This is a genomic window from uncultured Bradyrhizobium sp., assembly GCF_936928535.1.
GTDB lineage: Bacteria > Pseudomonadota > Alphaproteobacteria > Rhizobiales > Xanthobacteraceae > Bradyrhizobium.
The window spans coordinates 136,004-162,346 of the sequence record NZ_CAKZHY010000093.1 but is presented as its reverse complement, the minus strand read 5'-3'; the positions used below and the strand labels follow the sequence as shown (position 1 = coordinate 162,346).

The window sequence follows — 26,343 nt, the reverse complement described above, 5'->3', positions numbered from 1 at the left end:
GCTTTTTCATGACTTCAGCGACCCTGCCGGCATCGGTCGATGCGATGCTCGAACTCTTGACGTCGCGCGGCTATCTGGCCGAGCGGTCGCTGGCGACGGTGACGTATCTCTCGCTGCGCATGGGGCGGCCGCTGTTCCTGGAAGGCGAGGCCGGCGTCGGCAAGACCGAGATCGCGAAGGTCCTCTCGGCCGCTCTGGGGCGGAAGCTGATCCGCCTGCAGTGCTACGAGGGCCTCGACGTCTCCTCCGCGGTCTATGAGTGGAACAGCGCCGCGCAGATGATCGCGATCCGGATGGCGGAAGCCGCCGGCGACACCGATCGCGAGCAGCTGTCGAGCGACATCTTCGCCGACCGCTACATGATCAAGCGGCCGCTGCTGCAGGCGCTGGAGCCTGATGTCGCAGGCCCCCCGGTGCTACTGATCGACGAGCTCGACCGTGCCGACGAGGCGTTCGAGGCGTATCTCCTGGAAATCCTCAGCGACTTCCAGGTGACGATCCCCGAATTCGGCACCGTGAAGGCGCCGCATCCGCCGATCGTCATCATCACGTCCAACCGCACGCGCGAGATTCACGACGCCCTGAAGCGGCGCTGTCTCTATCACTGGGTCGACTATCCCGCCGCGGACCGCGAGCTCGCGATCGTCAAGACGCGCGTGCCCGGCATCTCGGCAAAACTGTCGCAGCAGGTCGTGCGCTTCGTGCAGGCGCTGCGCAACCAGGACTTCTACAAGTCGCCCGGTGTCGCCGAAACCATCGACTGGGCCACCGCGCTGTCCGAGCTCGATGCCCGCTCGCTGACCCCGCAAGTGGTCGGCGACACGCTGGGTGCGCTGCTCAAGTACCAGGACGACATCACGCGGATGCAGGGCGACACCTTGCAGAAGGTGCTGAAGGACGCGACGAGCGACTAGCTCGTCATTCCGGGGCGCGCGTCAGCGCGAACCTGGAATCCATTGTGCAGTCATGACGGTGGACGAATGGATTCCGGGTCCGATGCTGCGCATCGCCCCGGAATGACGAGAGGATGGATACGAGACCATGGCCATCAACCACCTCGCGCCTGAAAAGACCGAGCAGTTCGCCGACAACATCGTCGGCTTTGCCCGCGCGCTCCGCTCGGCCGGCATGCCGGTGGGCCCTGGCGCCGTCATCGATGCCATGAGCGCGCTACAGGTGATCGACATCGGCAACCGTGCGGACGTCTTCACCACGCTGGAGGCGATCTTCGTCAAGCGCCATGAGCATGCGCTGATCTTCAAGCAGGCCTTCAACCTGTTCTTCCGGCCTTCCGAAGAATGGAAGCACCTGCTGGATTCGGTGCCGCTGCCGGATCAGGCCAAGAAGAAGCCGCAGGCCGGCTCGCGTCGCGTTCAGGAGGCGATGTCGCAGCCCAAGATGACGGAGACGCCGCAGCATCAGGAGCAGGATCTGCGCCTCTCGGTCTCCGACAAGGAGATCCTCCAGAAAAAGGATTTTGCGCAAATGAGCGCCGCCGAGATCGCGGAGGCGCTCCGCGCCATCGAGATGATGCGGCTGCCGCAGGCGGAATTGCTGACGCGCCGGCACCAGCCCGACCGACGTGGCCTGCGGCTCGACATGCGCCGCACACTGCGCGCATCCTTACGCACCGGCGGCGATATCATCGACATCCATCGCCTCGGGCGGATCGAGAAGCCGGCCCCCATCGTGGCGCTGCTCGACATCTCCGGCTCGATGAGCGAGTACACCCGCCTGTTCCTGCACTTCCTTCACGCCATTGGCGATGCGCGCAAGCGTGTCTCGGTGTTCCTGTTCGGCACCCGGCTCACCAATGTGACGCGCGCGCTGCGCCAACGCGATCCCGACGAGGCGCTGGCGAGCTGCTCGGCGGCGGTGGAAGACTGGGCCGGCGGCACGAGGATTTCGGCCTCGCTGCACAACTTCAACAAATTGTGGGCACGGCGGGTGCTGAGCCAGGGCGCCATCGTGCTCTTGATCTCCGACGGACTGGAGCGGGAGGCCGATTCCAGGCTCGCTTTCGAGATGGACCGGCTGCACCGCTCCTGCCGGCGGCTGATCTGGCTCAACCCGCTGCTGCGGTTTGGCGGCTTCGAGGCCAAGGCCCAGGGCATCAAAATGATGCTTCCGCACGTTGACGAATTCCGCCCGGTACATAATTTGAGTTCGATCCAGGAGCTGATCACCACGCTCTCCCGGCCGCTGCCGCCCCATCACCGCAGCCTGATCCGCTCCGCAGCCTGAGAGGCCAAGCCATGCTCGATCGCGACGAGGATATTCTGAAGGCGGCGGAGGACTGGCAGAAGGCCGGCCGTGGCGTCGCGCTGGCAACCGTGGTGGAGACCTGGGGCTCGGCCCCGCGCCCGGCGGGCTCGAGCCTCGTCATCAACGACGAGGGCACGTTCCTGGGGTCGGTTTCCGGCGGCTGCGTCGAGGGCGCCGTGGTCACTGAAGCGATGGACGTGATCGAGAGCGGCAAGCCCAAGATGCTGGAGTTCGGCGTCGCCGACGAGACCGCCTGGAACGTCGGACTGTCCTGCGGCGGCACCATCCGCGTCTTCGTCGAGAAGGTCGGCTGACCGTGAAACTCTCAATCCTGCACGAACTCAATGCCGAGCGCGCCGCGCGCCGGCCGGTGATTTTGGTGACAGACACCGAGAGCGGCGAGCAGCGCCTGGTGAAGGCTGCCGATTTCGCCAAGGATCCGCTGCGCGCGGAATTGGACAAGCAGCTTCGCATGGGCAAGAGCGCCAATGTCGAGGCCGGCGGCAAGAGGCTGTTTCTGAATGTCTACGCGCCGACCGCAAAGCTCGTCATCGTCGGCGCGGTCCATATCAGCCAGGCGCTCGCGCCGCTGGCGCGCTCGCTCGGCTACGACGTCACCGTCGTCGATCCCCGCACGGCCTTTGCAAGCCCGGAGCGCTTCCCGGACATTCCGCTGATCGCCGAATGGCCGGATACGGCGCTGCCGCCGCTCAATGTCGATGCCTACACAGCCTTCGTTGCGGTGACGCATGATCCGAAGATCGACGATCCCGCGCTGCTGCACGCCTTCGAGCGCAACTGCTTCTATATCGGCGCGCTCGGCTCGCGGAAGACGCATGCCAAGCGCGGCGACCGGCTGCGGGCGCAGGGCGCAAAGGAAAGCGACATCGCACGCATCCATGCGCCCATTGGGCTGGCGATCGGCGCGGTCTCGCCGTCCGAGATCGCGGTGGCGATCATGGCCGAGATCACGGCGGTGCTTCGGTTGCCGCCCAAACAAAAAGAAAAAGCGGCATGAAATTCGGCCCCGCGAGCCCCAGGGATGCGATCGGCGGAGTGACCGTCCACACCCTGCGCCAGGGATCGCTGGTGCTGAAGAAAGGCACGACCATCGGGCCTGCCGAGATCGAGCAGCTCGAGCGCGCCGGCATCAAGGACATCGTCGTGGTGCGGATGGAGGCGGGAGACGTTTCTGAGGATGTTGCCGCCGCGAGCATCGCGCTTGCGATCGGCGGCGAGGGCATCCATGTCGAGCGCGCCTTCACCGGCCGCGCCAACCTGTTTGCCGCGCAGCCGGGCGTGCTGGTGATCGACCGCGCCGCGGTCGACCGCATCAACAACATCGATGAAGCCATCACCTTTGCCACGCTCTCCGCCTACAAGCCGGTGGTCGAAGGCGAGATGGTCGGCACGGTCAAGATCATCCCGTTCGGCGTTGAGGGAGATTTGCGCAATGCCGCGGTGAAGGCGGCCGGCAAGGACGTGCTGAAAATCGCGCCTTACGTGGTCAAGCGCGTCGGCGTGGTCTCGACGTTGCTGCCGGGGCTCTCTTCGAAGGTGGTCGACAAGACCTTGCGCGTCACCGCCGAGCGCCTGGCGCCGGCGGGCGCCGCGATCATCGCCGAGCGGCGCGTGCAGCATGACGAGCACGCGCTCTCGGCTGCTATCAAGGAATTGCTCGCGCTCGGCGCCGAGCTCGTGATCGTGTTCGGGGCATCGGCGATCGCCGACCGGCGCGATGTGATTCCGGCCGCGGTGACCGGAATCGGCGGCGAGATCGAGCATTTCGGTATGCCTGTCGATCCCGGCAATTTGCTTCTGATCGCGCGCGCAGGCAGCGTGCCGGTGCTTGGTGCGCCCGGCTGCGCGCGCTCGCCGGTCGAGAACGGTTTTGACTGGGTGCTGATGCGGCTGCTCGCCGGCATCAAGGTGACGCGCTCCGAGCTGATGGGCATGGGCGTCGGCGGCCTCCTGATGGAGATCGTCACGCGGCCGCAGCCGCGCGCCAAGCCGGAGATCGAGGGCAACAGTCGGGTCGCCGCCATCGTGCTCGCAGCGGGGCGCTCCACCCGCATGGGCGGACCGAACAAGCTGCTCGCCGAGCTCGATGGCAAGAAGCTGGTGCGGATCGCCACCGAACAGGCGCTCGCGTCGAAAGCATCCGAGGTGATCGTCGTCACCGGCCATCAGACCGAGCTGGTCGAGCAGGCGCTGCAGGGCCTGAAGGTGAAATTCGTCAAGAACCCGGATTTCGCCGGCGGCATCGCAAGCTCGGTCAAGGCAGGCATCGCGGCCGTGTCCGACGCCAGCGACGGTGCCGTGGTTTGCCTCGGCGACATGCCGCTGATCGATGCCGGCCTGATCGATCGCCTGATCGACAGCTTTGCGCCGGATCGTGGCAATCTCATCGTCGTGCCCGTCAGCGAGGGCCGCCGCGGCAATCCCGTGCTGTGGTCGCGCCGCTTCTTCAGGGAATTGATGACGCTCGACGGCGACGTCGGCGCGCGGCACCTGATCGCCAAGCATACGGAAGCGGTTGCTGAAGTGCCTGTTGATGGCGAAGGCGCTTTCCTGGACATCGACACGCCGCAGGCGTTGGAAGCGGCGAGACGCGGCTGATGATGCTGTACGCGACGGTGCCGTAGGGTCGGCAAAGGCGCGCAGCGCCGTGCCCACGATCTCGCAGTTCGGAGAGTTGATCGTGGGCACGCTACGCTTTGCCCACCGTACGGTATTGTTTCCGTCGCGACACATTCCGGATCACCAATTTCAACGCCTCGTTCACCATCTGGAAACGGTCCCCGCTTAGAGTCCTCTCCACCTGCCTTGGGGGTGAGGGGCTTTTCCATGATTTCGAACTTGGTCGCGCGTCGTTGCGCGATGCTTTTCTTTGCGCTGTCGGTCTGCGTCGCCGGTGCCCGTCATATCACCGAAGCCCATGCGGCCGGAGCATTTGCCGTCGGCAAATGCGGCGCCTATGGCCAGGCCTATGATTACGGCGCAGAGCACGAGGCGCGTGCCGCCGCTCAAAAGCAGTGCAAGGGCGACTGCACGACGGTGACGATGAAGCGGGCCTGTGCGGCCATGTCGGTCGACATGACCAACCCCTGTGGCGCCTATGGCTACGCCGTGAAGCCGAAGATCTCGGCCTCGCTGAACGCCGCCACCCGTGAATGCTACAAATATGGCGGCAAGGAATGCGTGATCCGTGCCTGGGCCTGTGACGCCAAGGGCTGAGCACGAGGGTTGAGTAAGGGCTGGCGCAGCCTTCAACGGCTGGCGCAGCCTTCAAGGGCTGGCGCGGCCTTGGAGGCTAGCGCAGCCATCCCGCGTTTGATGACACCAGCTTGATCGGCTGCTCGGGCGGATCCACCGACCACGGCACTTTGGCCCCGGTGAATTCCGACCAGGCTTTGAGCAGGCGAGCCTCGACGCCGACCATGGCGTGGGCCTGCCAACCCGCGATCGCTGCCGCGGCCATGCCGCTTCCGGTCGAGCCGGCATCGACATCTGCAAGCAGTGAGGTCGTCGTTGCCATATCGTTGTAGACGCCAAGCTCCTGCTGAAGGTCTGTCAGCCTGCGCGAGAAGCGCTTTGCGGATTTGGCATGCCCGCAGAGCGGCAGCAGGAAGTCGGCGACATAGCGCAGCTTCTTCGCGGCGAGACGGACGCGGTGACGCTCCTCCGTCGGCAGCGATTTGAACTTGCGGCCGCGCTTCAGCACCTTGGCATGCTGCGTCGACAGGATATTGCGGGCGAAGTTGATCGCCGGCTCCGCCAGTTGCGCCAGGCCTTCGGGCGTTACGTCGCTGCGCCAGCCCCGCGCTTCGATCCAGGCGCCGAGCCCGATCACGAAAGACTGGCAACGGCGGTCGGCGAGGGCGAGGCGAGCCGCCTCGTAGCAGCTCGCGCGGCGTTCGTCGGCGAGCGCGCCCAGCGCGTCGAAGCCTGCGACCGACGGGCAGCCATCCGCAACCGTGCGCAACGTGTCCTGCCGGAACACGTCCCAGTCACGCGCGCCCGAGAGACTTCCCGCAAGCCACTTTGCTTCAGCGCGCATCAGGTCGAGCTTGGCCACTGACACCACCGACCGCATCAGGTCAAACGCGGAGCGCAGGCGGCGCAGCGCAACGCGAAGCTGATGCATGCCCTCGGGGTCGCGACCGTCCTCGGCCGCAGGCAAGGACTGCAGCAAATGCAGCAGACAGGATCGCAGGATCTCGGAGAAGGCCTGGTCGAGCGATATCGACGGGTCGAGCCGAAGTTTTGGCGGCTTCGGCGCCCGCGGCGGCGCATCGGCCGCGAGATCGAATCCGCGCGCCGATTTGGTTCGGATCGACGGTTTCACCGGACCATGCTCGGCAAGCCGCAGCGCGAGCTCCCAGATCGCGGACGGACTGCCGCTCTTCAATTCCAGCTCGATCTCGCTAACCGGCTGCGTGCGGTCGCCTGACGTCAGCTGGCCCTGATCGAAGGCAATCTCGATGGTGCCGGACGGCAAATCGACCAGGCGCTGATGCCGATGGATGTCGCTGCTGAAGACGGCTTCGACCGGGTGACGCTCGAGGTCGGCGCGCAGCTTGTCCGAAACCAGCGGCATGGCCAGCGCGATATCGGGCGCCATCGATGGCACCGCCGCCTCCCACTCGCCGCGGCGCAGCGGATCGTTGCTGGATTCCGTTTTTACCGTCTGCGTGAATCGCGTGCCGCTCTGGCGGACCCTGAAGCTGAATCCCTCACGCCGAAGCGCGCGCTTGGGCGTATCGTAGTAGACCGCCTTGAGATGCTTTCGGGTTCCCTTGTTGCGTGCATTCGCGGCGATAACAGGTGCATCGTTGAAATCCGCCAGACGATCGGAAGCCACGAGCAGCTTGAGTTCGATTTCGCTCGCGTGAGGCGCAACATCGCCGGACGAGACGCCTGGCGCCGTCGTCTCGGCGTGAATCTCACCAGCAGGCAGATCCGCGGGAGAGGGTCCGCTGCGCGCGGGCCCCTTGTCGGAGATTTCGGAACCAGGCTTTAGTTCCGTGCCGGAAGCCGCAACGTGCTTGATCGCGCTGTGTTGATTGTTTGACCCGGCAAGACGCCGCACCGGTTCGAGGGCTCGCTTGATGGCGTCGACTTCGGACATTCGCGGCTTTATGACAGTTCAGTGACAAGACACCGAGGTATATCCGACTTCAACTGCGGGGAGAAGCGTAGCCGACGCATCCCGCATTGAAATTTCTGTGCTGTGATCGTTTGGACAATCCGCGCTACGTTTCCATAAATGGCGGGAGCGCTTGGAATTTCTTTTTCTTTCCAGACGCTTGGATGTGCGCGGGAGAGTTCATGCAGTTCGATACCAAGATTGCCGTTGTCATTCGCAACGACCTCGAGGCCTGGCAGAAGCTCAACGTTGCGTCATTCCTGACGAGCGGCGTCGCTGCCGCGTTTCCGGAATGTATCGGCGATGCCTATGAGGACGCATCGTCCACGAAGTATCTTGCGCTGATCGGCCAACCGATCCTGATCTATGGCGCCGATGGTCCGGCGCTGTCGCGCGCACTCGATCGCGCGCTCACGCGCAACGTCACGCCGGCGGTCTATACCGAGGACATGTTCAAGACCAGGCATGATGCTGCCAATCGTGCGGCGGTGAAGGCGGTCGCGCGCGGCGATCTCGATCTCGTCGGCATCGCGATACGCGCCGAGCGGAAGGTGATCGACAAGATCGTCGATGGATTGAAGTTCCATAGCTGACGCCGCGCGCGCTCTTGCGCTGCGCCGCGCGCGCTGCGCGACCAATAAACTTGGGCTGTTTGACTCCAATCAAGGGAGAGTTGCGCGGCATCGCTAGTCTGCTCCTCGCAATGCAATGGAGCAGATCGATGCCGACCATGAAAGCCGCTGTTGTCAAGCAATTCGGCAAGCCGCTCGTGATTGAGGACGTACCGGTGCCGCAGCCCGGCCCCGGCGAAGTTCTGGTCAAGGTGAAGGCCTGCGGGGTCTGCCACACCGATCTGCACGCCTCCTCCGGTGACTGGCCGGTGAAGCCGGTGCCGCCGTTCATTCCCGGCCATGAAGCTGCCGGCATCGTCGCGGCGCTCGGGCCCGGCGTTAAAAATCTGAAGGTCGGCGATGCCGTCGGCGTCGCCTGGCTCCACGATGCCTGCATGTCGTGCGAATATTGCGAGACCGGCTGGGAGACGTTGTGCGAGCACCAGCACAACACCGGCTATAGCGTGAACGGCGGCTTTGCCGAATATGTCATCGCCTCGGTGGCCTTCGCGGCAAGGCTGCCGGCAACGGTCGACTTCGCGGCGGTTGCGCCGATCCTCTGCGCCGGTGTTACCACCTATAAGGGTTTGAAGGAAACCGACGCGCGGCCCGGCGAGTGGGTTGCGATTTCGGGCGTCGGCGGGCTCGGTCATGTCGCGATCCAGTACGCCAAGGCGATGGGGTTCAAGGTCGCGGCGATCGATATCGCCGCGGACAAGCTCGCGCTCGCCCGCGAGACCGGTGCTGATCTTGCGGTCAACGCGCTCGCAGGCGATGCCGTCGACAAGGTGCTGGCGGCAACCGGCGGCGGCGCGCATGGCGTGCTGGTGACGGCGGTTTCGACTGCAGCCTTTGCCCAGGCCCTGAAGATGGTGCGCCGGAAGGGGACGGTCAGCCTCGTCGGCTTGCCGCCGGGCGAATTCCCGACGCCGATCTTCGATGTCGTGCTCAAGCGCATCACCGTGCGCGGCTCCATCGTCGGGACTCGCAGGGATCTCGACGAGGCCATTGCGTTCGCTGCCGACGGCAAGGTGAAGGCCGAGGTAACGAAGGTGCCGCTCTCGCAAATCAACGAGGTGTTCGATCGCATGAAGGCCGGCAAGATCGACGGCCGCATGGTGCTGGACTTCGGTTAATCTCCGCGATGAGCAACATGGCCCGGGCAACGAAGATCGTATTTCTCGGCGCGAGCAGCGCATCTTTCGGGATGAGCATGTTCCGGGACCTGTTCTCGACCCGCGATTTGGCCGGCTCCACGTTGGTGCTGGTTGGCCGAAACGTCGACCGGCTGGGCCGGTCGACGCGGCTCGCGAAACTGCTCAACGAGAGGTCCGGCGCCGGTTTTGCGATCGAGGCGACGACGGATTGGCATGCGGCCCTCGACGGCGCCGAATTCGTCGTGCATTCCACCGCTGTCGATCGCAATCGGTTGTGGCGGCTCGATTTCGAAATTCCGCGCAAATTCGGCATCCGTCATACGTTGGGCGAGAACGGCGGCCCCGGGGCCCTGTTCTTCACGCTGCGCACCCTGCCGGTGGTCTTCGAGTTCGTGCGCGAGATGGAGCGACGCTGCCCGCGCGCGACTTTCATCAACTTCTCCAATCCGGAAAGCCGCATCATCCTGGCCCTGGGGCGGTACAGCAGGATACGGAGCCTCGGCCTTTGCCATGGAATATTTCTTGCCCGCGATAATGTGGCCCGAATTCTGGGAATGCCGGAAGAACGGGTTGGTGTGTGGGGTGCAGGCCTCAATCATTTCCAATGCCTGACTGACATTCGAGATCGCGAGACAGGCGAAGATCTCTATCCGTTGCTCCGCAAGAAGGAGAGGGATTTCGATCCTGCCTTCTCGCCTCTGACGCGCGAATTGCTGCACACCTTTGGCTATTGGCTCGGCTGCGGCGATGCCCATCTCGGCGAGTATCTCTCATTCGGCTGGGAGGCCGGGGAGGGCGGCTACAATTTCGATTGGGACGAGAGCGAACGCGCCAAGTTGATGCGGCTGATAGACGACGTGCTCGCGGGTCGGGCAGAGGTGCCGGACTGGTGGTCGATGCCGTCGGGCGAGCGCGCGGTCAGCATCATCACCTCCATGGTTCACAACCGCAAGCTGCTCATCGAGTCCGCCGTCATCCACAATCGACAGGTGATCGCGAACCTGCCGGCGGATGCTGCGGTCGAGGTGCCGGTGGTGGCCGATATTGCGGGTATCCATCCCGTTTCGCTCGGCCCGCTGCCGGACGGCGTTGCCAAGTTGATGACGGCCCAGGTTCAAGTGCAGCAGATGGCCGTGGACGCGGCGATGCACGCATCGAAGGAGATGGCGATGCAGGCGTTGCTGCTCGACCCCGTCATCCATTCCAAGGACGCTGCGCGCGGCCTGCTCGACGAGCTGTGGGAGATCAACCGGCCTTACATTCGAGCCTGCATTTGAGCCACAGAACACGATCAGTGCATTTTAGGCCGAAGCCCACGCTCTGCCAGGCAGGCAGTTCTCGGCGGCAATCCTTCGCGCATCGCGCCTCACGTCGGCGGCATGCCCGCGAATTTCGCCAAGCCCGGATCCAGATGATCCCAGTCATGCGCGCGTACCGCGTAGGTGATCGCTTGCGGCTTGTAGCGGGCGGGCTCGTCCAGGCTCGCGGCGCGGATGGTGAAGATGTCGGGCATGGCCTTGAAGGTCATGTAGACAGCCACGCCGCATTCGGGGCAGAAGGCGCGCGTCTTCACATTGCCGCTGTCGCCGGTCATGTCCCAGGTCTTGGCTTTGCCCGTCACCGTGACGCCGGCGCGCGGGAAGGTGGCGTAAGAGCCGTGGCCGGTGCCGCTTTCGCGCTGGCAGTCCCGGCATTGGCAATGATTGGAGAACAGCGGCTCACCGACGATCGCGTAGCGGATCGCGCCGCAGGCGCAGCCGCCGGCATAGGGCTTGTCCATCGTGATGTCTCCTCGACTGTCTCGTTACTTGTCTTCGCCGCTGATCTCGTCGAGCTGCTGGATGACCTTCTTCCAGCCGCCACTCATGACGGTGTAGGCACTGTCGTTCCTCGGCATGACGAAGCCCGCGTGAACCAGCTGAACGCGCGTGCCGGCTTCGACCGGGGTGAGGGACCAGGTCACAACAGTGTCGAGCGGCGCGCCGTAGCCGGTGTTGCGTTCATCGCCGCCCTTCCAGGCATAGGCGAGACGTCTGTTCGGGACGACTTCCAGAACGCGGCAATGGATGACGCCGTCCCAGTGGCCGCCCGGCTTGGTCTGGTAGGTGAAAACGTTGCCTTCGACAGCCTCGAAGCCGGTCGGCGGCATCAGCCAGCGCGCGATCAATTGGGCTGTAGTCAGCACCTTCCACACCGTCTCCGGCGCGTGAGGGAGCACTTCGTCCATCACGATGTCTTTGGTCTCAACTTTCAACGCGGCTGCACTCACGGGTCGATCTCCTTCAAGAGGTCACGCAGGTTCTGGAAGCGCTCGCGCCAGAAGACACCGTAATGATCCATCCAGGTGACCAGCGGTTCGAGTCCTTGCGGCGCGGCGCGGTAATAGACGTTGCGGCCCTCGGCGCGCTCGGCGACCAGGCCCGCCTGCTTCAACGATTTCAAATGTTGCGAGATCGCGCCCTGCGTCACGCCGCTGCCGCGCGTCAGCTCGGCGACGCTGATCTCCTTGCTGTCGAACACGCGCTCGAACACCGCGCGGCGGGTCGGATCGGCGAGGGCGCGGATGACGGCGGTGACGGGATTGGCGGCGGCTTCGATCATGCCGATCAATTAGCAAATACTAATTCATTAGTGAATACTAATTCATTGGCGCTACAACAGCGGGAAACTCAGTTGACGATGACTGACTGGTCAGTCATAAATGAACGATGATAAAGAAGCTCACCAAAGCGGCTGCGGCCGAAGCAGCAACTCCCAAGCCGGAAGCCGGCGAAGAAGCCGCGCCGGTGTCGAACCGCGCCGCACGCGCGGCCGAGCGGCGCGATGCGATCGTCGAGGCGGCGATGGAGGAGTTCATCACGCGCGGCTTTGCCGCGACGCGGCTCGACGACATCGCCAAGCGTGCCGGCGTCGCAAAGGGCACAATCTACCTGCACTTCAAGGACAAGGAATCGATGTTCGAGGAGCTGGTGCGCACCGTGATTGTGCCAGTCGTGGCGAAGCTGAATGCGTTGCCACCGCCGACGGGCTCGGTGCGCGATCTCATCGAAACCTTTGCCGGCAACTTCCTCAAAGAGGTGATCGGCACGCGGCGCGGCGATCTCGTCCGCCTGATCGTGGCGGAGGGGCCGCGCTTTCCGGCGGTGGCCGACTTCTATTACCGCGAGGTCGTCTCGCGCGGGATGGCCGGTATGCGCGCGCTGATCGAGCTCGGCATTGCCCGCGGCGAGATCCACCAGACAAATCTCGCGCGCTATCCGCAGATCGTGATCGCGCCGGCGATGATCGCAGTGATTTGGCAGAGCCTGTTTGCGCGCCACGCGCCGCTCGATGCGCACGACATGCTGCGCGTCCATCTCGATTTGATTTTTGGCGAACGGAGGACGACATGACGTCGTCGCAAAGGATTTTTGCAATCGCATTGGCCGCCGCGCTCGCAACCGGACTTGCCGGTTGCAACGAGAAGCGCGATCCCGGTTTCCAGGGCTGGGTCGAGGCCGACATGATCTTCGTCAGCCCGGATGAGGCCGGCCGGGTGACCAAGCTCGATATCCGCGAGGGCGAGGTGGTGAAGGTCGGCGATCCCCTCTATTCCGTGGATGATGATCTCCAGCTCGCCGATCTCAACCAGACCAAGGCGACGCTGGCCAATGCACAGCAGGTGTTCGATCGCGCGGAGTCCCTGCGCAAGACCGGCTCCGGCACGCAGGCGACGCTCGATTCCGCGGTCTCTGACTTACGGGTCGCGCAGGCGCGGGTGGTGACCTCGGAGACGCGGCTGGCGCGGCGCAAGGGCTTTGCGCCGGTGGCGGGCACCATCCAGCAGATCTACTTCCGCGAAGGTGAGATGGTCGCGGCGCAGCGGCCGGTGCTCTCGATCATGCCGCCCGGCAACATGAAGCTGCGCTTCTTCGTGCCGGAGACCGAGTTGCCGAAGCTGTCGATCGGCGACGAGGTGCGGGTCGCCTGCGACAATTGCGCGGCCGACCTCACCGCCAAGATCTATTTCATCTCGACCTCGGCCGAATACACCCCACCCGTGATCTACAGCCTCGAAGAGCGCAACAAGCTCGTCTATTTGATCCAGGCGCGGCCGTCGCGGCCCGATGCTCTGCGGGTCGGCCAGCCGATCGACGTCTATCTCAACCCCAAGACGCCAGTAGCGGACAAGCGATGAACGCCGACAACCAGATCGCGATCGACGTCAAAGGCCTGACCAAATCGTTCGGCGGCCGTGAGGTCGTGCATGATTTGTCGATGCAGGTGAAGCGCGGTTCGATCTACGGCTTCCTCGGGCCGAACGGCTCGGGCAAGACCACGACCATCCGCATCCTCTGCGGCCTGCTGACGCCCGACAGCGGCGTGGGCACCTGCCTCGGCTACGATATTTTGCGCGATGCCGAGAAGATCAAGCGCAAGGTCGGCTACATGACGCAGCGCTTCAGCCTCTATCAGGATCTCTCCGTGCGCGAGAACCTCGAATTCGTGGCGCGACTCTATGGCCTTGCCGACGCACGCGGGGCTGCGCGCGACATGATCAAGCGGCTTGGCCTCTCGGGCCGCGAGGAGCAACTCGCGGGCGAACTCTCCGGCGGTTGGAAGCAGCGCCTGGCATTGGGGGCCTGCACGCTGCCCAATCCGGAATTGCTGCTACTGGACGAGCCGACCGCGGGCGTTGACCCGAAGGCACGGCGCGATTTCTGGAACGAGATCCACGCGCTCGCCGCCGATGGTCTCACCGTGCTGGTCTCGACCCATTACATGGACGAGGCCGAACGCTGTCACGAGATCGCCTACATCGCCTATGGGCATCTCCTGGCGCACGGCACGGTCGACGAGGTGATCGCGAAGTCCGCGCTGACGACCTACACCGTCACCGGCGAGTTGAATGGCCTCGCGGGCCAGCTCGCCGGCAAGCCCGGGATCGACATGGTGGCGCCGTTCGGCACCTCGCTGCACGTCTCGGGCCGCGACGTCGCGGCCCTCGAGGCCAGCATCGCGCCGTGGCGCGGGAAGGCTGACCTGCACTGGCAGAAATCGGCGCCGTCGCTGGAGGACGTCTTCATCGAGCTGATGGGCCGCTCCAAGGACAATTTCCAATGAGCAGCATCCGGACAACAGGCCCCGTGCGGGAGCTCCGCGACCGCTTCGGCTTCTGGCGACGGTCCTATGCCATGATGGCGAAGGAGTTCATTCAGCTTCGGCGGGACCGCGTCTCGTTCGCGATGATCGTGGCGATTCCGGTGATGCAGCTTCTCTTGTTCGGCTATGCCATCAACACCACGCCGCATCATCTGCCGAGCGCGGTGCTGCTGCAGGAGGATTCCGATCTCGCCCGTTCGGTCCTGAAGGCCTTGGAGAATACCGCCTATTTCCACTTCGTCTACGAAGTGCATGACGTCGACGAATTCGACAATCTGCTGAAGTCCGGCAAGGTGCTGTTCGGTGTCGAGATCCCGCGCGGCTTCGAACGCGCGGTGCGGCGCGGTGACAAGCCGGCCTTGCTGGTCGCAGCCGACGCGACCGATCCGGTCGCCGCAAGCTCGGCACTCGGCTCGCTCGGCATGATCGTGCAGACTGCGCTTCAGCACGATCTCTACATCGGCGATCCGCCGGCGCTGCCGTTCGAAATCCGCGCCCACGCGCGCTACAATCCCGCCGCGGAGTCGCGACTCAACATCGTGCCGGGACTGGTCGGCACCATCCTCACCATGACGATGCTGATCTTCACGGCGCTCTCGGTGACGCGCGAGATCGAACGCGGGACCATGGAGAGCCTCCTGTCGATGCCGATCAAGCCGGTCGAGGTGATGATCGGCAAGATCGTGCCCTACATCCTGGTCGGCTTCATCCAGGCCTTCCTGATCGTCAATATCGGAGCGTTCCTGTTCGGCGTGCCGGTGCTCGGCAATCTGCTCCTGCTCGCGGTACTCTCGACCCTCTTCATCGCCGCAAATCTCGCGATCGGCTACACGTTTTCCACCATCGCGCAGAATCAACTGCAGGCGATCCAGATGTCATTCATGTTCTTCCTGCCGAGCATCCTGCTGTCCGGCTTCATGTTCCCGTTCGCGGGCATGCCGGCCTGGGCGCAATATGTCGGCGAATGCCTGCCGCTGACGCACTACATTCGCATCGTCCGCGCCATCATGCTGAAGGGTGCCACCATGCCGAACCTGCGGTTCGATACGCTGGCGCTGGCCGCCTTGATGCTGGCCGCCATGACCATCGCCGTGACGCGCTTCCGCCGCACGCTGGATTGAGGCAAACTGCCCCGGAATCGGGGGATGGAATGGTCAGCTTTTTGAAAGCCCGGCAAGGAGCCGTCTTGTCGGAGGAGTTCGAGCGCGAGTTGACGCGCGAAGTGCTGCGCACCGAGCTGTTGCGGGTGAGAGCGCTGATCGCTACCGGCTGCATCATGCTCGTCCTGCTCACGGCAACCTTCGTGATCGATCCTGCCATCTCCAACCGGATCTGGCACGGGACCGAGGGGATGATCCGCGAATACGTCCTGGTGATCGGTTTCCTGCTGTTCGAGGTCTGGGTTCACAGCCAGATCAGCCGAAACCTCAAGCTCGATCGCGACCTGCCGGTGGCCAGGCGCTATATCGGCGCCTTCATCGAAACGTCGCTGCCGACGCTGATTCTGATCCTGCAGATCCGCACCATGGGCGCGAGTCAGGCGCTCGGTTTCGTCTTGCCGCTGGTCTATTTCATTTTCGTCATTCTTTCGACGTTGCGGCTCGATTTCTGGCTGTCCACCTTCACCGGATTTGTGGCAGCAAGCGAACTCCTGGCGGTCGCGTTGTATTACAATTCGGCCAGCGACGCCGGCGAGCCTCTGATCTACTTCCACACGGTACGCAGCATGGTCATCTTGGTCTGCGGCGTGCTGGCGGGCTCGGTCGGTGCCCAGTTGCGGCGGCAATTTACCGCGAGCATCGCGGCGGCCACCGCGCGCGACCGGGTGACCAATTTGTTCGGCCAGCATGTCTCGCCGCAGGTGGTCGAGCGGCTGATGGCGGAGGGGACGAGCGTCGCCGGCGATCTGCGCCGCGTCGCCGTGATGTTCGTCGATTTCCGCGGCTTCACCGCCGGCGCGCAATCGCGCACGCCGCAGGAGGTGGTCGACCGGCTCGACGGCGCTTTCGCGGTGCTGGTCGATATTCTCGACCGCCATGGCGGCATCGTGAACAAGTTCTTGGGCGACGGATTTCTCGCGCTGTTCGGCGCACCGCTGGAGGCTTCCGATGCCGCGCATCGCGCGGTCGCCGCGGGCCGCGACATGCTGACCGCGATGGATCGCATCAATGCGCAGACAAGCTGGCCGCTCAGGATCGGCATTGGCATCCATTTCGGCGAGGTCGTCGCGGGCAATATCGGCTCGCCCCGGCGCAAGGAATATACGGTGATCGGCGACACCGTGAACTTCGCCTCGCGGCTCGAGGCGCTCAACAAGGAGTTCGGCTCGCAGCTCCTGATCTCCGCATCCGTGCGGGAGGCGCTGGGCGACGACGGCGAGGATGCCGTGGCGTTGGGCGAGGTCGCCGTGCGCGGCTACGAGCAGCCGGTCGCCGTGTTTCAGCTCGGGTGAGGGGACAGCTCGCGTTTGTTTGAAGACATCAGCTGAAATATCCCGGCGCGCTCTCCGCTCCTGCACTCAGGACTGTTTCGACCTCCATCTGCTACGCGGAGAAAATTCATGATCCGATTGAGCTTTGTCTCGGCCGCCCTGATTGCCGCAGCCGTCTATCAAATCGAGGCCGCATCCGCCCGCGATGCCGCGCCCGCGCGGCGCGGTGTGACGCATGCGACGGCGGATTGCGTCAGGGCGCCGGCCGAGGGCGCCTATGCCACCGCGCCCTACAAGGAGCCGCCCTGCATGCCGAAGACCACGAACTGAGCAGGACGGGCGAGGCCGGGCCGGCGAAAAGCCCGCTGGCCCGGTCCTGCCTCTCGCTGGCTCGGTATTCAGGTAGCGCTTGACTCCATTTTCATCTAGTCATCTATATGACTAAATGAATTCAGCTTCGCGCGACGACCGCCTGCCCCGTTACCAGCGCCTGCGCGACGATCTCGCCGCGCGGATCGTCAGCAATGAATGGCGGCCCGGCGAGCCGATCCCGTCGGAAGCCGAGCTTGGCGCGCATTATGGCGTCGCCATCGGCACCGTGCGCAAGGCGATCGACCAGCTCGTTGCGGATTCCGTGCTGGAGCGGCAGCAGGGCCGCGGCACCTTCGTGCGCCGCGCCCGCTTCAACTCCTCGCTGTTCCGCTTCTTCCGCTTCCAGTCCGAGAGCGGCGAGCGGCGCGTGCCGAAGAGCCGCATCCTCAGGCGCAGATGCGTGCCGGCAACATCAGCCGTGGCATCGGCGCTGCGCATTCCCCAAGGTGAGCCCGTGATCAGCCTGTCGCGCCTGCGGCTGATCGACGACGTCCCGCTGCTCGCCGAGGAGATCTGGCTGCAGCAATCGCGCTTCGCGAAAATCCTCGAGATCGACACCGCCGAGTTCGGCGACCTGCTGTATCCGCTTTACGAAGAGCGTTGCGGCGAAGTCGTCGTCTCGGCCGAGGAAATCCTCACGGTCGAGACCGCCAACGAGATTCAGGCGCGGCTATTGCGGCTCGAGGCCCATGCGCCGCTGATCGTGATTGAGCGCCTTGCGCTCGATCTGGAGCGGCGGCCGATCGAATGGCGTCGCTCGCGCGGGCCGGCGGATCGCTTCCGCTACCACGCCGAGATCCGCTGACGGCCGAATTCAACGACACCAAACAATAAACGCGTACAGGGGTAGGAAACATGTCGAACTGGTACAGTGAAAGCTCGCCGCCGGAGCGGCGCACCTTCTGGGCAAGCTTTGGCGGCTGGGCGCTGGATGCGCTCGATGTCCAGATGTTTGGCCTTGCAATTCCCGCGCTGATTGCGGCCTTCGGCATCAGCAAGGCGGATGCGGGCCTGCTCGGCTCGGTCACGCTGTTCTTCGGCGCGTTCGGCGGCTGGCTCGGCGGCGCGCTCGGCGATCGCTTTGGTCGCGTCAAGGCGCTGCAGATCACGGTCGCGACATTTGCGCTCGCGACCTTCGCCTCGGCATTCGCGATGAACTACACCCAGCTGCTGGTGCTCAAGGCCATCCAGGGCCTCGGCTTCGGCGCCGAATGGGCCTGCGGCGCGGTGCTGATGGCCGAGATCATCCGCCCCGAGCATCGCGGTCGGGCGCTTGGCACGGTGCAGAGCGCCTGGGCCGTCGGCTGGGGCGCGGCGGTGCTGCTGTCCGCGCTGGTCTTCACCTACGCACCGGCTGAGATCGCCTGGCGCATCCTGTTTGCGATCGGCTTGTTGCCGGCGCTGCTCATCATCTTCATCCGCCGCGGGCTGAAGGAGCCGCCGCGCGCCGTTGCAAAGGACGCAGACGCGCCGCTCCTGGCCACGCTTGCCGGTGTCTTCCATCGCGACGTGCTGCGCTCGACCCTGGTCGGCGGCCTGTTCGGCATCGGCGCCCATGGTGGCTACGCGGCGCTGACGACCTTTCTGCCGACATTCTTGCGGCAAGAGCGGCATTTGGGGGTGCTCGGCTCCAGCGTCTATCTCGCGGTCATCATTATCGCCTTCTTCTGCGGTTGCGTCGCCAGCGGCATCATCAGCGACCGGCTCGGGCGACGGGCCAATGTCACGTTCTTTGCCAGCGCCTGCATCGTCACCGTGCTGGTCTACATCTTCGCGCCGCTGACCAATGGACAGATGCTGGTGCTCGGCTTTCCGCTCGGCTTCTTCTCGGCCGGAATCCCCGCAAGCATGGCGGCGCTGTTCAGCGAGCTCTATCCGGCCGGCGTGCGCGGCACCGGCGTCGGATTCTGCTACAATTTCGGCCGCGTGGTCTCCGCTGCGTTTCCCTTCCTGGTCGGCTTCCTCAGTGATCGCATCGGCCTTGGACCCGCGATCGGCATCGATGCGGCCTTTGCCTATTCGCTGGTGCTGATCGCGGTGCTGCTACTGCCCGAAACTCGCGGCAAGGTGTTCGAGCAGGCCGCGACTGCGCGCGTTTGACGGGAATGAGGAGCCGCGACCATGACTTTTTCTCAGCGCGGCCTGACGCGCCGCCAGTTCAGTGCGGGCATCGCATCGCTTGCGACCGTGGTCGCGACCACAGCCAGGAGTGAGGCGGCCTTGCCTGTGATCGACACCCACGCCCATGTCTTCCATCGCGGCTTGAAACTCGCGCCGGGCCGGCGCTATGCGCCCGACTACGACGCGCCACTGTCGCTCTATCTGGAGCAGCTCGACCACGTCGGCACGACCAATGGCGTATTGGTGCAGCCGAGCTTTCTCGGCACCGACAATTCCTATCTCGTCGATTGCCTGAAACAGACCAATGGCCGCCTGCGCGGCATCGCCGTCGTTGATCCCGCCATCTCCGTCGACGAGTTACGCGAACTCGATCGCGCTGGCGTGGTCGGCATCCGCCTCAATCTCGTCGGCCAGCCCTTGCCCGATCTCGCGGCAAGCGAATGGAAGGGGCTGCTCGCCAACGTGAAGGCGATGGGCTGGCAGGTCGAGATCCAGCGCAATGCGTCCGATCTCGCGGTGCTGACCCCGCAGCTGCTGGATCTCGGCGTCACCGTCGTGCTCGATCATTATGCGCTGCCGGATCCCAAGCTCGGCGTCTCCGATCCCGGCTTTCAATCCGTGCTGAAGCTTGGCGCGACACGGAACGTTTGGATCAAGGTCTCGGCGCCGTATCGCAACGGCCCGGCCGGCGAAAGCTTTGCGAAAGAGGCTTATCCGCTGCTGCGCGGCGCTTACGGCATCGATCGCCTGCTGTGGGGCAGCGACTGGCCGCATACGCAATTCGAGGCGACGCAAACTTACGCGAAGAACCGGCAATTGCTCGACACGCTGATCGCCGATGAGCGCGAGCGCGGGCAAGTTCTGGCATCGCCGCGAACTCTCTTCCGTTTCTGACACGCGTTTGCGATTGCTCCGATTGCTCTCTATTTTGGGGCATGACGGGCGATGTTTTCGGCTTGTAGAGTGCTGCGCGAGCCGGCCGGCTTGCGGCCGCCATTTGCGTGAGGAAGCACCATGCAGCGCCGCTACGTCACCGTCGATGTGTTCACTGACCGCGCCTTCGGCGGCAACCAGCTTGCCGTGGTGCTTGACGCTGGTGGGCTCTCCACGCAGCAGATGCAGGCGATCGCGACCGAGTTCAACTATTCCGAGACGACCTTCGTGCTGCCGCCGCGCGACAAGGCGAACGATGCCGAGGTGCGCATCTTCACGCCGGTAAGGGAGATGCCGTTCGCTGGACATCCCAATGTCGGCACGTCCTTCGTGCTGGCGAGCCTTGCGAAGGAGCCCAAGCCGCGTTTGCTGTTTGAGGAGATCGCAGGGCTTGTACCCGTCGACATTTTTCGCGAGCAGGGGAAGGTCGTTAGCACCGAGCTCACTGCGCCGCAGCTGCTGTCGCGTCTGGCGGAGGTTTCCGGCCTGCATCTCGTTGACGGCCGATGACATCAGGACCGACCATCATGCGCCGCAGGTCGTCGGCGTTGGAACGCCGTTCCTGGTGGCAGAGGTGCGCTCGCGCGATGCGCTCAAGCGAGCAAGGGCCGACGCGGCTGCGTTCGGCAGGGTATTGCCACGCGATGATGCGCGCTCGGTTTGGTTCTATACCCGCGATGTGCCAGCGTCGGAGGCGCCGAGCGAGCGGCAAGCGCGCATGTTCATGCGCGGCGCTGGCGGTCTTGCCGAGGACCCCGCCACCGGCAGCGCCACGGTCGCGGCCGCCGCGCTGTTCTCCGACCTCGATCCTGTCAGGGACGGCGAGTTGAAGCTCACGGTCGGCCAGGGCTTTGACATGGGCCGGCCCAGCATCCTGCAGACCCGCGTCGTCAAGCAGGACGGCAAGATCGTCTCCGCGCATGTCGGTGGTGCTTGCGTGCAGATGATGGAGGGGACGTTCAGGCTGGCGGGGCAGGGCTGAGCCGTCATTCCGGGGCAGCGCGAAGCGCTGAGCCCGGAATCCATCGGACAGCAGAGACGGTGGATGAATGGATTCCGGGTTCGCGCCAAAAGGCGCGCCCCGGAATGACAGAGAATTACACCTGTCGTCCCGCCAAATTCGTCACCGCCACGCCATCGCGCTCCTCGATGATCTCCGCGATCATCTGGCGGTGGCAATGGGTGTGATCGCGCTCATAGCAGAGCAGGCAGACGGGGCCCGCCTTCTTCACCAGCGCGGAGAGCTCGTCCATCTGCTCCCGGGCCTCGGGCGTCCTAAGGTGCTTTGAGAAGATCTTCTCCAGCACGTCATATTGACCGCTCCGCGCCGCGAGCCGTCCTTCCTTCGGCGTGCCGAGGGCGGCGAGGTGGACATAGGCGATGCCGCGCTCATCGAGGCCGGCGGCGAGCTGCTTCTTGGAAAAGCCAGGCCGCCGCGACGAGGTCACCGCGCGCACGTCGACCACGAGCTTGACGCCGGACTGCTCCAGCTCATCCAGCACGGCCTTGGGCGGCGTCTGCTCATAGCCGATGGTGAAGAGCTTTTTCGCCTTGGCCATGAATGATCCTCAGCTCACCCGCGCGATCAGTTCCATGGCGCCGTGCGGTGCGCGCACCTTGCCCTCGTGGATGACATAGGCGAACACGTCGCGCGGCTCCTTCTTTGGTTTCGCCTTGTCAACTTTCGGAAGGTCGTCGGGTTCATTTCCCTCGGCCCAGGCCTGGAAGCGCCCGGCCCAGGCATCGAGCTGCTTCGGCGGATAGCAGGTCTTGATCTCGTCATTGCCCTTCTGCAAGCGCGCATAGACGAAATCGCCGGCGACATCGGCAATCGCCGGATATTTGCCGTGCTCGGCGAACACGACCGGCGTCTCGAATTCGCGGATCAGCGCGATGAAATCGGGCGTGCAGAAACTGTCGTGCCGCACCTCGACCACGTGGCGCAGCGCGCGCCCTTCGAGCTTGCGCGGCAGCAGCTCCAGAAACTTGCCGAAATCGGCGCCGTCGAATTTCTTGGTCGGCGCGAACTGCCACAGCACCGGCCCGAGGTGATCGCCGAGTTCCAGCACACCGGAATCGTAGAAGCGCTTGATGGAATCGCCGGCTTCGGCCAGCACGCGCCTGTTGGTGGCAAAGCGCGGCCCCTTCACCGAGAACACAAAACCCTCAGGCACTTCGCTCGCCCATTTGCGGAAGCTCTCCGGCTTCTGCGAGCCGTAATAGGTGCCGTTGATCTCGATCGAGGTCAGCTTCGAGGCGGCGTAGGACAGCTCCTTCGCCTGCGTCAGCTTCTCCGGATAGAACACGCCACGCCAGGGCTCGAAGGTCCAGCCGCCGATGCCGATGTAGATGTTGCCGGTTTTTTTGGTCGCGGTTTTTGCTTTGGCCACGGGGGAATCTCGCATCGACGGGAAGGGGAGGGCTGCATCCTATTCAAACCAGAAGTGATTGGCCAGTTGTCGCATCCCGTCTAAGCTCGCTTCGCGATCTGCGCAAAAAGGAGAACAAGATGCGGATGCTGATGCTGGGAGCGGCGCTCGTCATGATGACATCTGCTGCCATGATACATTCTGCGACGGCTGACGATGACGACACCAAGGGCGCGCAGAAGCTGGCCATGCAGGGCCGCGACGATTACTGGCATTGCCTGGCGCGGGAGTATTCGCGCGACTCCAATCAAGGCCTGTCCGAGCAGGCTTTCGGTCGCTCGGTCGCCGGCGCGTGTCCGTCGGAGCGGCAATATTACCGGGTCGCGCTGCTCGACTATCTCACCGCGCAATATCCGAACATCGACCAGGGCGCTCATCTCGCGACCGCGAACAGGGCGGTGGAGTCAGCGCAGAAGGACATCGTCACCGCCTTCGTCAAGCACCGGCCGCCGCAGAAATAGGGCGATGGCCAGTTGCGATTCGGTAGCCCTTCCGACCGCGCGTTCATTCGTGATATGACAGGGCTCACCTGGAACAGGGACGGGTTGGCATGTCGTCTGAGTCGGTAGGGGGCATTTTTGGCGCGGTCGTCGCCGCGATCGTGCTCGCGGTCGCCGTCGTCTTCGGGCCGATCGGGCAGTACGGCAAGCCTCCCAAGCCCAAGATCGAGCCGGCCCCAGCCGCCATGGCGCCTGCGGCGCCCGTGGCTCCTGCCCCTCGGGGCCCGGTGATCCGGGAAGTCCCGAACCAGTAATGGCCTGAAAAAGGTGGTTTTGGCCCCTTGCAAACCGGTTTCGTCGTTCCCATTTAGTTTGTAACGGCGACGTTGAGCCAAAAGCTCCGGCGCTGGAACGACCTTGGAATAGCTTGGGCCTGCGCCGGATGTACGCGCGGTCCGCCGTTCCGGGGTCGTTGGCATTTTAGGGCCCCTTTGGGCCATTCCCCAGAGAAAACCCCGGCTTGGCAGCGCAGGACGCGGCGGATATACGCTGCCGTCATGAACGAAGCGATCAGACCGGACGCCCACAGCCAGGCCCAGGAAGGGCCGGAGCTGTCGGTCATCGTCCCGACCTTCAACGAGCGCGACAACGTCACCGTGCTGTACCGGCGGCTGGAGGCGACGCTCGTCAACGTCGCCTGGGAGGTCGTGTTCGTCGACGACAATTCGCCCGACGGCACCTGGGACGTCGTGCGCGAGCTGGCGCAGAAGGACAGCCGTGTGCGCTGCATCCGCCGCATCGGCCGCCGCGGCCTGTCAGGCGCCTGCATCGAGGGCATCCTGGCTTCGAGCGCGCAATATGTGGCCGTGATCGACGCCGACCTCCAGCATGACGAGACCCAGCTGCCGAAGATGCTGCTGCTGCTCGCAAGCGACAAGGCCGACCTCGTCGTCGGCAGCCGCTATATCGAGGGCTACAAGAGCGAAGGCTTCAACAAGCAGCGCGCCGGCGCCAGTGCGCTGGCGACCGAGTTCGCCAGGAAGATGCTGCGGGTCGAGATCGCCGATCCCATGAGCGGCTTCTTCATGGTCCGCCGCGACCGTTTCGAGCAATTGGCGCCGAAACTGTCGGTGCACGGCTTCAAGATCCTGCTCGACCTCGTTGCATCAGCGCACGGCACTTTGCGTGCGGTCGAGATTCCTTACACGTTCGGCGCCCGCCAGCACGGCGAGAGCAAGCTCGATTCCATGGTCGCGCTCGACTTCCTCGGCCTCGTGCTGGCGAAGCTGACCAACGACATCGTCTCGCTGCGCTTTATCCTGTTCGCGATGGTGGGCGGCATCGGCCTCGTGGTGCATCTCACCACGCTGTTCATCGCGCTTCAGCTGATCAAGGTGCCGTTCGCGGAGGCGCAGGCCGCCGGCGCGATCATCGCCATGACCACCAATTTCATCATGAACAATTTCCTCACCTATCGCGACCAGCGCCTGAAGGGTTTTGCGATCCTGCGCGGCCTGATCATGTTCTACATCGTCTGCAGCGTCGGCCTTCTCGCCAATGTCGGCGTCGCCTTCTCGGTCTACGACCAGGAGCCGATCTGGTGGCTGGCCGGCTTGGCCGGCGCGCTGATGGGCGTGGTGTGGAATTACGCGATGTCCGGACTGTTCGTCTGGCGCAAGAAATAAGCGTCAAGGAATAGGTAATGGGCGGGGCTGACGCGCGGATCGTCCGCAACACGGCGCTGGTGATCCTTGCGCTGGTCGCCTTGCGGCTGGTCGCGGCCGCCTTCACGCCGATCACCTTCGACGAAGCCTATTACTGGATGTGGTCGAAGAATCTGGCGGGTGGCTATTACGACCACCCGCCGATGGTGGCTTACGTCATCCGCGCCGGCACCATGATCGCCGGCGACACCGAATTCGGTGTCCGCCTGGTTTCGATCCTGCTCGCCCTGCCGATGAGCTATGCGATCTATCGCTCGGCCGCGATCCTGTTCGGCGGGGCGCGCGTGGCTGCGACCAGCGCCATCCTGCTCAACGTCACGATGATGGCTTCGGTCGGCACGCTGATCGTGACGCCGGATGCGCCGCTATTGGTGGCCTCCAGCTTCGTGCTGTTCTTCCTCGCCAAGGTGCTCGAAACCGGCCGCGGCGCCTGGTGGCTTGCCGTCGGCGCAGCCGTCGGTGCGGCGCTGCTGTCGAAATACACCGCGATGTTCTTTGGCGCTGCGATCCTGATCTGGCTCGCGGCGGTGCCGAAGCTGCGGCGCTGGTTTCTCTCACCCTGGCCCTATCTCGGCGGCCTCGTTGCGCTTGCGCTGTTCTCACCGGTGATCCTGTGGAATGCCGATCATCACTGGGTCTCGTTCGTCAAGCAGCTCGGGCGCGCGAAGATCGAGGACTTCCGCCCGGTTTTCATCGCCGAGCTGGTTCCGACCCAGATCGCGTTTGCAACCCCGCTGGTCTTCATCCTCGGTGCGATGGGCCTGCATGCGCTGACCTGGCGCCGGGCGGGTGCGCTGGCCTCGCGTGTTTTGATCGAGACGATGTTCTGGACCATCGTCGTCTATTTTGTCTGGCATTCGCTGCATGCGCGCGTCGAGGCCAACTGGTTTGCGCCGGTTTATCCGCCGTTCATTGTCGCCGCCGCGGCCGCGGCCAACCTTGCCCAGTGGAAGCCGCGCGCGCGACGCCTGGTGGATTTCTGCCTGCGCTGGGCCGCGCTGTCGGGCATCGTGATCTTCGCCGCGCTGATCGTTCAGGCCAATACCGGCTGGCTATCCGGATATCGCCGCGACGCGACCGTGCGCAGCGTCGGCGTTGGCTGGCGCGAGCTCGCAGCCAATATCGAGGCCGAACGTGTGCGCCATGGTGCGACCTGCGTGCTCACGCCTGACTATGGCACCACGGGCTGGCTCGCCTTCTATCTGCCGCGCGGGGCTTGCGTGGTGCAGCAGAACCAGCGCATCCGCTGGGTCAACATGCCCGAGCCCGATCCAAAGCTGCTCGCAGGCAAGCTGCTCTACGTCGACGAGGTCAGGCCGGATGGCCATCCCTTCCTCAACGATCTCTTCACGCGCGTGACGCGTGTCGCCGAGCTGCAGCGCAAGCGCGGGCCGCTCGTGGTCGAGACCTATGGTGTCGATCTGCTCGAGGGAGCCAAGGGCGACGTGCTGGATCGCTCGCCGCCGCCCGAACTTCAGCCCTAGAGCATGATCCGGAAAAGTGTGAAGCGGTTTTCCGAAAAGATCATGCTCAAACAAAGAGCTAAAGCGCGATGACGATTCGACCCAA

At 64.4% G+C, this 26,343-nt stretch carries 28 protein-coding genes and 1 pseudogene; 23 read left to right on the top strand and 6 right to left on the bottom strand.

Annotated elements, in window-relative coordinates:
• The first annotated feature begins 8 nt into the window (after window positions 1-8).
• The 6 genes from Q0687_RS16150 (at window position 9) to Q0687_RS16125 (ending at window position 5,502) form a co-directional block, all read left to right on the top strand.
• Window positions 9-914, top strand: coding sequence for a MoxR family ATPase (locus tag Q0687_RS16150; RefSeq protein WP_298878409.1), 906 nt, complete (start codon window positions 9-11; stop codon window positions 912-914).
• 127 nt (window positions 915-1,041) lie between these two features.
• Window positions 1,042-2,244, top strand: a complete 1,203-nt coding sequence (locus Q0687_RS16145) for a VWA domain-containing protein (protein WP_298878408.1) — start codon at window positions 1,042-1,044, stop codon at window positions 2,242-2,244.
• 11 nt (window positions 2,245-2,255) lie between these two features.
• Complete coding sequence (locus Q0687_RS16140) at window positions 2,256-2,579, top strand: XdhC family protein (RefSeq protein WP_008564652.1); 324 nt, start codon at window positions 2,256-2,258, stop codon at window positions 2,577-2,579.
• 2 nt (window positions 2,580-2,581) lie between these two features.
• Window positions 2,582-3,283, top strand: coding sequence for an XdhC family protein (locus tag Q0687_RS16135; protein WP_298878401.1), 702 nt, complete (start codon window positions 2,582-2,584; stop codon window positions 3,281-3,283).
• Window positions 3,280-4,884, top strand: coding sequence for a molybdopterin-binding/glycosyltransferase family 2 protein (locus Q0687_RS16130; protein ID WP_298878399.1), 1,605 nt, complete (start codon window positions 3,280-3,282; stop codon window positions 4,882-4,884). The genes Q0687_RS16135 and Q0687_RS16130 overlap by 4 nt, the downstream gene beginning before the upstream one ends.
• 228 nt (window positions 4,885-5,112) lie before the next feature.
• Complete coding sequence (locus tag Q0687_RS16125; RefSeq protein ID WP_298878397.1) at window positions 5,113-5,502, top strand: DUF4189 domain-containing protein; 390 nt, start codon at window positions 5,113-5,115, stop codon at window positions 5,500-5,502.
• Between the two features lie 76 nt (window positions 5,503-5,578).
• Here the strand turns inward: Q0687_RS16125 and Q0687_RS16120 are convergent, their stop codons facing one another.
• Window positions 5,579-7,396, bottom strand: a complete 1,818-nt coding sequence (locus Q0687_RS16120; RefSeq protein ID WP_298878395.1) for a CYTH and CHAD domain-containing protein — start codon at window positions 7,394-7,396, stop codon at window positions 5,579-5,581.
• Window positions 7,397-7,596: 200 nt separating this feature from the next.
• On the opposite strand from Q0687_RS16120, the gene Q0687_RS16115 reads away from it, so the two are divergent.
• The 3 genes from Q0687_RS16115 (at window position 7,597) to Q0687_RS16105 (ending at window position 10,459) form a co-directional block, all read left to right on the top strand.
• A complete protein-coding gene (locus Q0687_RS16115; RefSeq protein ID WP_298878391.1) occupies window positions 7,597-8,007 on the top strand; it encodes a DUF2000 family protein in 411 nt (136 codons plus the stop codon).
• 128 nt (window positions 8,008-8,135) lie between these two features.
• Window positions 8,136-9,161, top strand: coding sequence for an alcohol dehydrogenase AdhP (adhP, locus tag Q0687_RS16110; protein WP_298878390.1), 1,026 nt, complete (start codon window positions 8,136-8,138; stop codon window positions 9,159-9,161).
• Window positions 9,162-9,178: 17 nt separating this feature from the next.
• Window positions 9,179-10,459 (top strand): alpha-glucosidase/alpha-galactosidase, encoded by a 1,281-nt coding sequence (locus Q0687_RS16105; RefSeq protein WP_298878501.1) that lies wholly within the window; start codon window positions 9,179-9,181, stop codon window positions 10,457-10,459.
• 89 nt (window positions 10,460-10,548) lie between these two features.
• Here Q0687_RS16105 and Q0687_RS16100 read toward each other — a convergent pair whose 3' ends face one another.
• The 3 genes from Q0687_RS16100 to Q0687_RS16090 are packed head-to-tail and all read right to left on the bottom strand — an operon-like array spanning window position 10,549 to window position 11,783.
• Window positions 10,549-10,962, bottom strand: a complete 414-nt coding sequence (locus Q0687_RS16100; RefSeq protein ID WP_298878388.1) for a GFA family protein — start codon at window positions 10,960-10,962, stop codon at window positions 10,549-10,551.
• Window positions 10,963-10,986: 24 nt separating this feature from the next.
• Complete coding sequence (locus tag Q0687_RS16095; RefSeq protein WP_298878386.1) at window positions 10,987-11,451, bottom strand: SRPBCC domain-containing protein; 465 nt, start codon at window positions 11,449-11,451, stop codon at window positions 10,987-10,989.
• Complete coding sequence (locus tag Q0687_RS16090; protein WP_298878384.1) at window positions 11,448-11,783, bottom strand: metalloregulator ArsR/SmtB family transcription factor; 336 nt, start codon at window positions 11,781-11,783, stop codon at window positions 11,448-11,450. The genes Q0687_RS16095 and Q0687_RS16090 overlap by 4 nt, the downstream gene beginning before the upstream one ends.
• 107 nt (window positions 11,784-11,890) lie before the next feature.
• On the opposite strand from Q0687_RS16090, the gene Q0687_RS16085 reads away from it, so the two are divergent.
• The 10 genes and pseudogenes from Q0687_RS16085 to Q0687_RS16040 all read left to right on the top strand — a co-directional run bounded on the left by Q0687_RS16085 (window position 11,891) and on the right by Q0687_RS16040 (window position 21,163).
• Entirely contained in the window at window positions 11,891-12,574 is a 684-nt protein-coding gene (locus Q0687_RS16085; RefSeq protein WP_298878382.1) for a TetR/AcrR family transcriptional regulator, read from the top strand.
• Window positions 12,571-13,359 (top strand): efflux RND transporter periplasmic adaptor subunit, encoded by a 789-nt coding sequence (locus tag Q0687_RS16080; protein ID WP_298878380.1) that lies wholly within the window; start codon window positions 12,571-12,573, stop codon window positions 13,357-13,359. The genes Q0687_RS16085 and Q0687_RS16080 overlap by 4 nt, the downstream gene beginning before the upstream one ends.
• Window positions 13,356-14,285, top strand: coding sequence for an ABC transporter ATP-binding protein (locus tag Q0687_RS16075; RefSeq protein WP_298878378.1), 930 nt, complete (start codon window positions 13,356-13,358; stop codon window positions 14,283-14,285). The genes Q0687_RS16080 and Q0687_RS16075 overlap by 4 nt, the downstream gene beginning before the upstream one ends.
• Window positions 14,282-15,445 (top strand): ABC transporter permease, encoded by a 1,164-nt coding sequence (locus tag Q0687_RS16070; RefSeq protein ID WP_298878376.1) that lies wholly within the window; start codon window positions 14,282-14,284, stop codon window positions 15,443-15,445. Before Q0687_RS16075 ends, Q0687_RS16070 begins: the two co-directional genes overlap by 4 nt.
• 29 nt (window positions 15,446-15,474) lie before the next feature.
• Entirely contained in the window at window positions 15,475-16,776 is a 1,302-nt protein-coding gene (locus Q0687_RS16065) for an adenylate/guanylate cyclase domain-containing protein (RefSeq protein WP_298878374.1), read from the top strand.
• 108 nt (window positions 16,777-16,884) lie between these two features.
• Window positions 16,885-17,085, top strand: a complete 201-nt coding sequence (locus Q0687_RS16060; RefSeq protein WP_298878370.1) for a hypothetical protein — start codon at window positions 16,885-16,887, stop codon at window positions 17,083-17,085.
• Window positions 17,086-17,200: 115 nt separating this feature from the next.
• A complete protein-coding gene (locus tag Q0687_RS16055) occupies window positions 17,201-17,932 on the top strand; it encodes a GntR family transcriptional regulator (RefSeq protein ID WP_298878367.1) in 732 nt (243 codons plus the stop codon).
• 50 nt (window positions 17,933-17,982) lie between these two features.
• The gene (locus Q0687_RS16050; RefSeq protein ID WP_298878365.1) at window positions 17,983-19,227 is read left to right on the top strand and encodes an MFS transporter; all 1,245 of its coding nucleotides are present in this window, start codon (window positions 17,983-17,985) and stop codon (window positions 19,225-19,227) included.
• Between the two features lie 21 nt (window positions 19,228-19,248).
• Window positions 19,249-20,142 carry an amidohydrolase family protein gene (locus Q0687_RS16045; protein ID WP_298878362.1) on the top strand — a complete coding sequence of 298 codons (894 nt, stop codon included), beginning with the start codon at window positions 19,249-19,251 and terminating at the stop codon, window positions 20,140-20,142.
• A gap of 120 nt (window positions 20,143-20,262) precedes the next feature.
• Window positions 20,263-21,163 (top strand): annotated as a pseudogene (locus Q0687_RS16040) (PhzF family phenazine biosynthesis protein).
• Window positions 21,164-21,278: 115 nt separating this feature from the next.
• On the opposite strand, the gene Q0687_RS16035 reads toward Q0687_RS16040, so the two are convergent.
• Both Q0687_RS16035 and Q0687_RS16030 read right to left on the bottom strand, forming a co-directional pair.
• The gene (locus Q0687_RS16035) at window positions 21,279-21,740 is read right to left on the bottom strand and encodes a DUF488 domain-containing protein (RefSeq protein ID WP_298878359.1); all 462 of its coding nucleotides are present in this window, start codon (window positions 21,738-21,740) and stop codon (window positions 21,279-21,281) included.
• Between the two features lie 9 nt (window positions 21,741-21,749).
• A complete protein-coding gene (locus Q0687_RS16030) occupies window positions 21,750-22,586 on the bottom strand; it encodes a DUF72 domain-containing protein (RefSeq protein WP_298878356.1) in 837 nt (278 codons plus the stop codon).
• A 104-nt stretch (window positions 22,587-22,690) separates the two neighbouring features.
• On the opposite strand from Q0687_RS16030, the gene Q0687_RS16025 reads away from it, so the two are divergent.
• The 4 genes from Q0687_RS16025 (at window position 22,691) to Q0687_RS16010 (ending at window position 26,258) form a co-directional block, all read left to right on the top strand.
• Window positions 22,691-23,071 carry a hypothetical protein gene (locus Q0687_RS16025; protein WP_298878354.1) on the top strand — a complete coding sequence of 127 codons (381 nt, stop codon included), beginning with the start codon at window positions 22,691-22,693 and terminating at the stop codon, window positions 23,069-23,071.
• 89 nt (window positions 23,072-23,160) lie between these two features.
• The gene (locus tag Q0687_RS16020) at window positions 23,161-23,364 is read left to right on the top strand and encodes a hypothetical protein (RefSeq protein ID WP_298878351.1); all 204 of its coding nucleotides are present in this window, start codon (window positions 23,161-23,163) and stop codon (window positions 23,362-23,364) included.
• 243 nt (window positions 23,365-23,607) lie between these two features.
• Window positions 23,608-24,735, top strand: coding sequence for a glycosyltransferase family 2 protein (locus Q0687_RS16015; RefSeq protein ID WP_298878348.1), 1,128 nt, complete (start codon window positions 23,608-23,610; stop codon window positions 24,733-24,735).
• Between the two features lie 17 nt (window positions 24,736-24,752).
• Window positions 24,753-26,258: a glycosyltransferase family 39 protein gene (locus Q0687_RS16010; protein WP_298878345.1), complete on the top strand. Its 1,506-nt coding sequence runs from the start codon at window positions 24,753-24,755 to the stop codon at window positions 26,256-26,258.
• Window positions 26,259-26,343 lie beyond the last annotated feature (85 nt).

What these genes read in the sequence shown, in the direction of transcription:
- Q0687_RS16150 (WP_298878409.1), top strand. Translation starts at nt 9, where the DNA reads ATGACTTCAGCGACCCTGCCGGCATCGGTCGATGCGATGCTCGAACTC.
- Q0687_RS16145 (WP_298878408.1), top strand. Translation starts at nt 1,042, where the DNA reads ATGGCCATCAACCACCTCGCGCCTGAAAAGACCGAGCAGTTCGCCGAC.
- Q0687_RS16140 (WP_008564652.1), top strand. Translation starts at nt 2,256, where the DNA reads ATGCTCGATCGCGACGAGGATATTCTGAAGGCGGCGGAGGACTGGCAG.
- Q0687_RS16130 (WP_298878399.1), top strand. Translation starts at nt 3,280, where the DNA reads ATGAAATTCGGCCCCGCGAGCCCCAGGGATGCGATCGGCGGAGTGACC.
- Q0687_RS16125 (WP_298878397.1), top strand. Translation starts at nt 5,113, where the DNA reads ATGATTTCGAACTTGGTCGCGCGTCGTTGCGCGATGCTTTTCTTTGCG.
- Q0687_RS16120 (WP_298878395.1), bottom strand. Translation starts at nt 7,396, where the DNA reads ATGTCCGAAGTCGACGCCATCAAGCGAGCCCTCGAACCGGTGCGGCGT.
- Q0687_RS16115 (WP_298878391.1), top strand. Translation starts at nt 7,597, where the DNA reads ATGCAGTTCGATACCAAGATTGCCGTTGTCATTCGCAACGACCTCGAG.
- adhP (WP_298878390.1), top strand. Translation starts at nt 8,136, where the DNA reads ATGCCGACCATGAAAGCCGCTGTTGTCAAGCAATTCGGCAAGCCGCTC.
- Q0687_RS16105 (WP_298878501.1), top strand. Translation starts at nt 9,179, where the DNA reads ATGGCCCGGGCAACGAAGATCGTATTTCTCGGCGCGAGCAGCGCATCT.
- Q0687_RS16100 (WP_298878388.1), bottom strand. Translation starts at nt 10,962, where the DNA reads ATGGACAAGCCCTATGCCGGCGGCTGCGCCTGCGGCGCGATCCGCTAC.
- Q0687_RS16090 (WP_298878384.1), bottom strand. Translation starts at nt 11,783, where the DNA reads ATGATCGAAGCCGCCGCCAATCCCGTCACCGCCGTCATCCGCGCCCTC.
- Q0687_RS16085 (WP_298878382.1), top strand. Translation starts at nt 11,891, where the DNA reads ATGATAAAGAAGCTCACCAAAGCGGCTGCGGCCGAAGCAGCAACTCCC.
- Q0687_RS16080 (WP_298878380.1), top strand. Translation starts at nt 12,571, where the DNA reads ATGACGTCGTCGCAAAGGATTTTTGCAATCGCATTGGCCGCCGCGCTC.
- Q0687_RS16075 (WP_298878378.1), top strand. Translation starts at nt 13,356, where the DNA reads ATGAACGCCGACAACCAGATCGCGATCGACGTCAAAGGCCTGACCAAA.
- Q0687_RS16070 (WP_298878376.1), top strand. Translation starts at nt 14,282, where the DNA reads ATGAGCAGCATCCGGACAACAGGCCCCGTGCGGGAGCTCCGCGACCGC.
- Q0687_RS16065 (WP_298878374.1), top strand. Translation starts at nt 15,475, where the DNA reads ATGGTCAGCTTTTTGAAAGCCCGGCAAGGAGCCGTCTTGTCGGAGGAG.
- Q0687_RS16060 (WP_298878370.1), top strand. Translation starts at nt 16,885, where the DNA reads ATGATCCGATTGAGCTTTGTCTCGGCCGCCCTGATTGCCGCAGCCGTC.
- Q0687_RS16055 (WP_298878367.1), top strand. Translation starts at nt 17,201, where the DNA reads ATGAATTCAGCTTCGCGCGACGACCGCCTGCCCCGTTACCAGCGCCTG.
- Q0687_RS16050 (WP_298878365.1), top strand. Translation starts at nt 17,983, where the DNA reads ATGTCGAACTGGTACAGTGAAAGCTCGCCGCCGGAGCGGCGCACCTTC.
- Q0687_RS16045 (WP_298878362.1), top strand. Translation starts at nt 19,249, where the DNA reads ATGACTTTTTCTCAGCGCGGCCTGACGCGCCGCCAGTTCAGTGCGGGC.
- Q0687_RS16035 (WP_298878359.1), bottom strand. Translation starts at nt 21,740, where the DNA reads ATGGCCAAGGCGAAAAAGCTCTTCACCATCGGCTATGAGCAGACGCCG.
- Q0687_RS16030 (WP_298878356.1), bottom strand. Translation starts at nt 22,586, where the DNA reads ATGCGAGATTCCCCCGTGGCCAAAGCAAAAACCGCGACCAAAAAAACC.
- Q0687_RS16025 (WP_298878354.1), top strand. Translation starts at nt 22,691, where the DNA reads ATGCGGATGCTGATGCTGGGAGCGGCGCTCGTCATGATGACATCTGCT.
- Q0687_RS16020 (WP_298878351.1), top strand. Translation starts at nt 23,161, where the DNA reads ATGTCGTCTGAGTCGGTAGGGGGCATTTTTGGCGCGGTCGTCGCCGCG.
- Q0687_RS16015 (WP_298878348.1), top strand. Translation starts at nt 23,608, where the DNA reads ATGAACGAAGCGATCAGACCGGACGCCCACAGCCAGGCCCAGGAAGGG.
- Q0687_RS16010 (WP_298878345.1), top strand. Translation starts at nt 24,753, where the DNA reads ATGGGCGGGGCTGACGCGCGGATCGTCCGCAACACGGCGCTGGTGATC.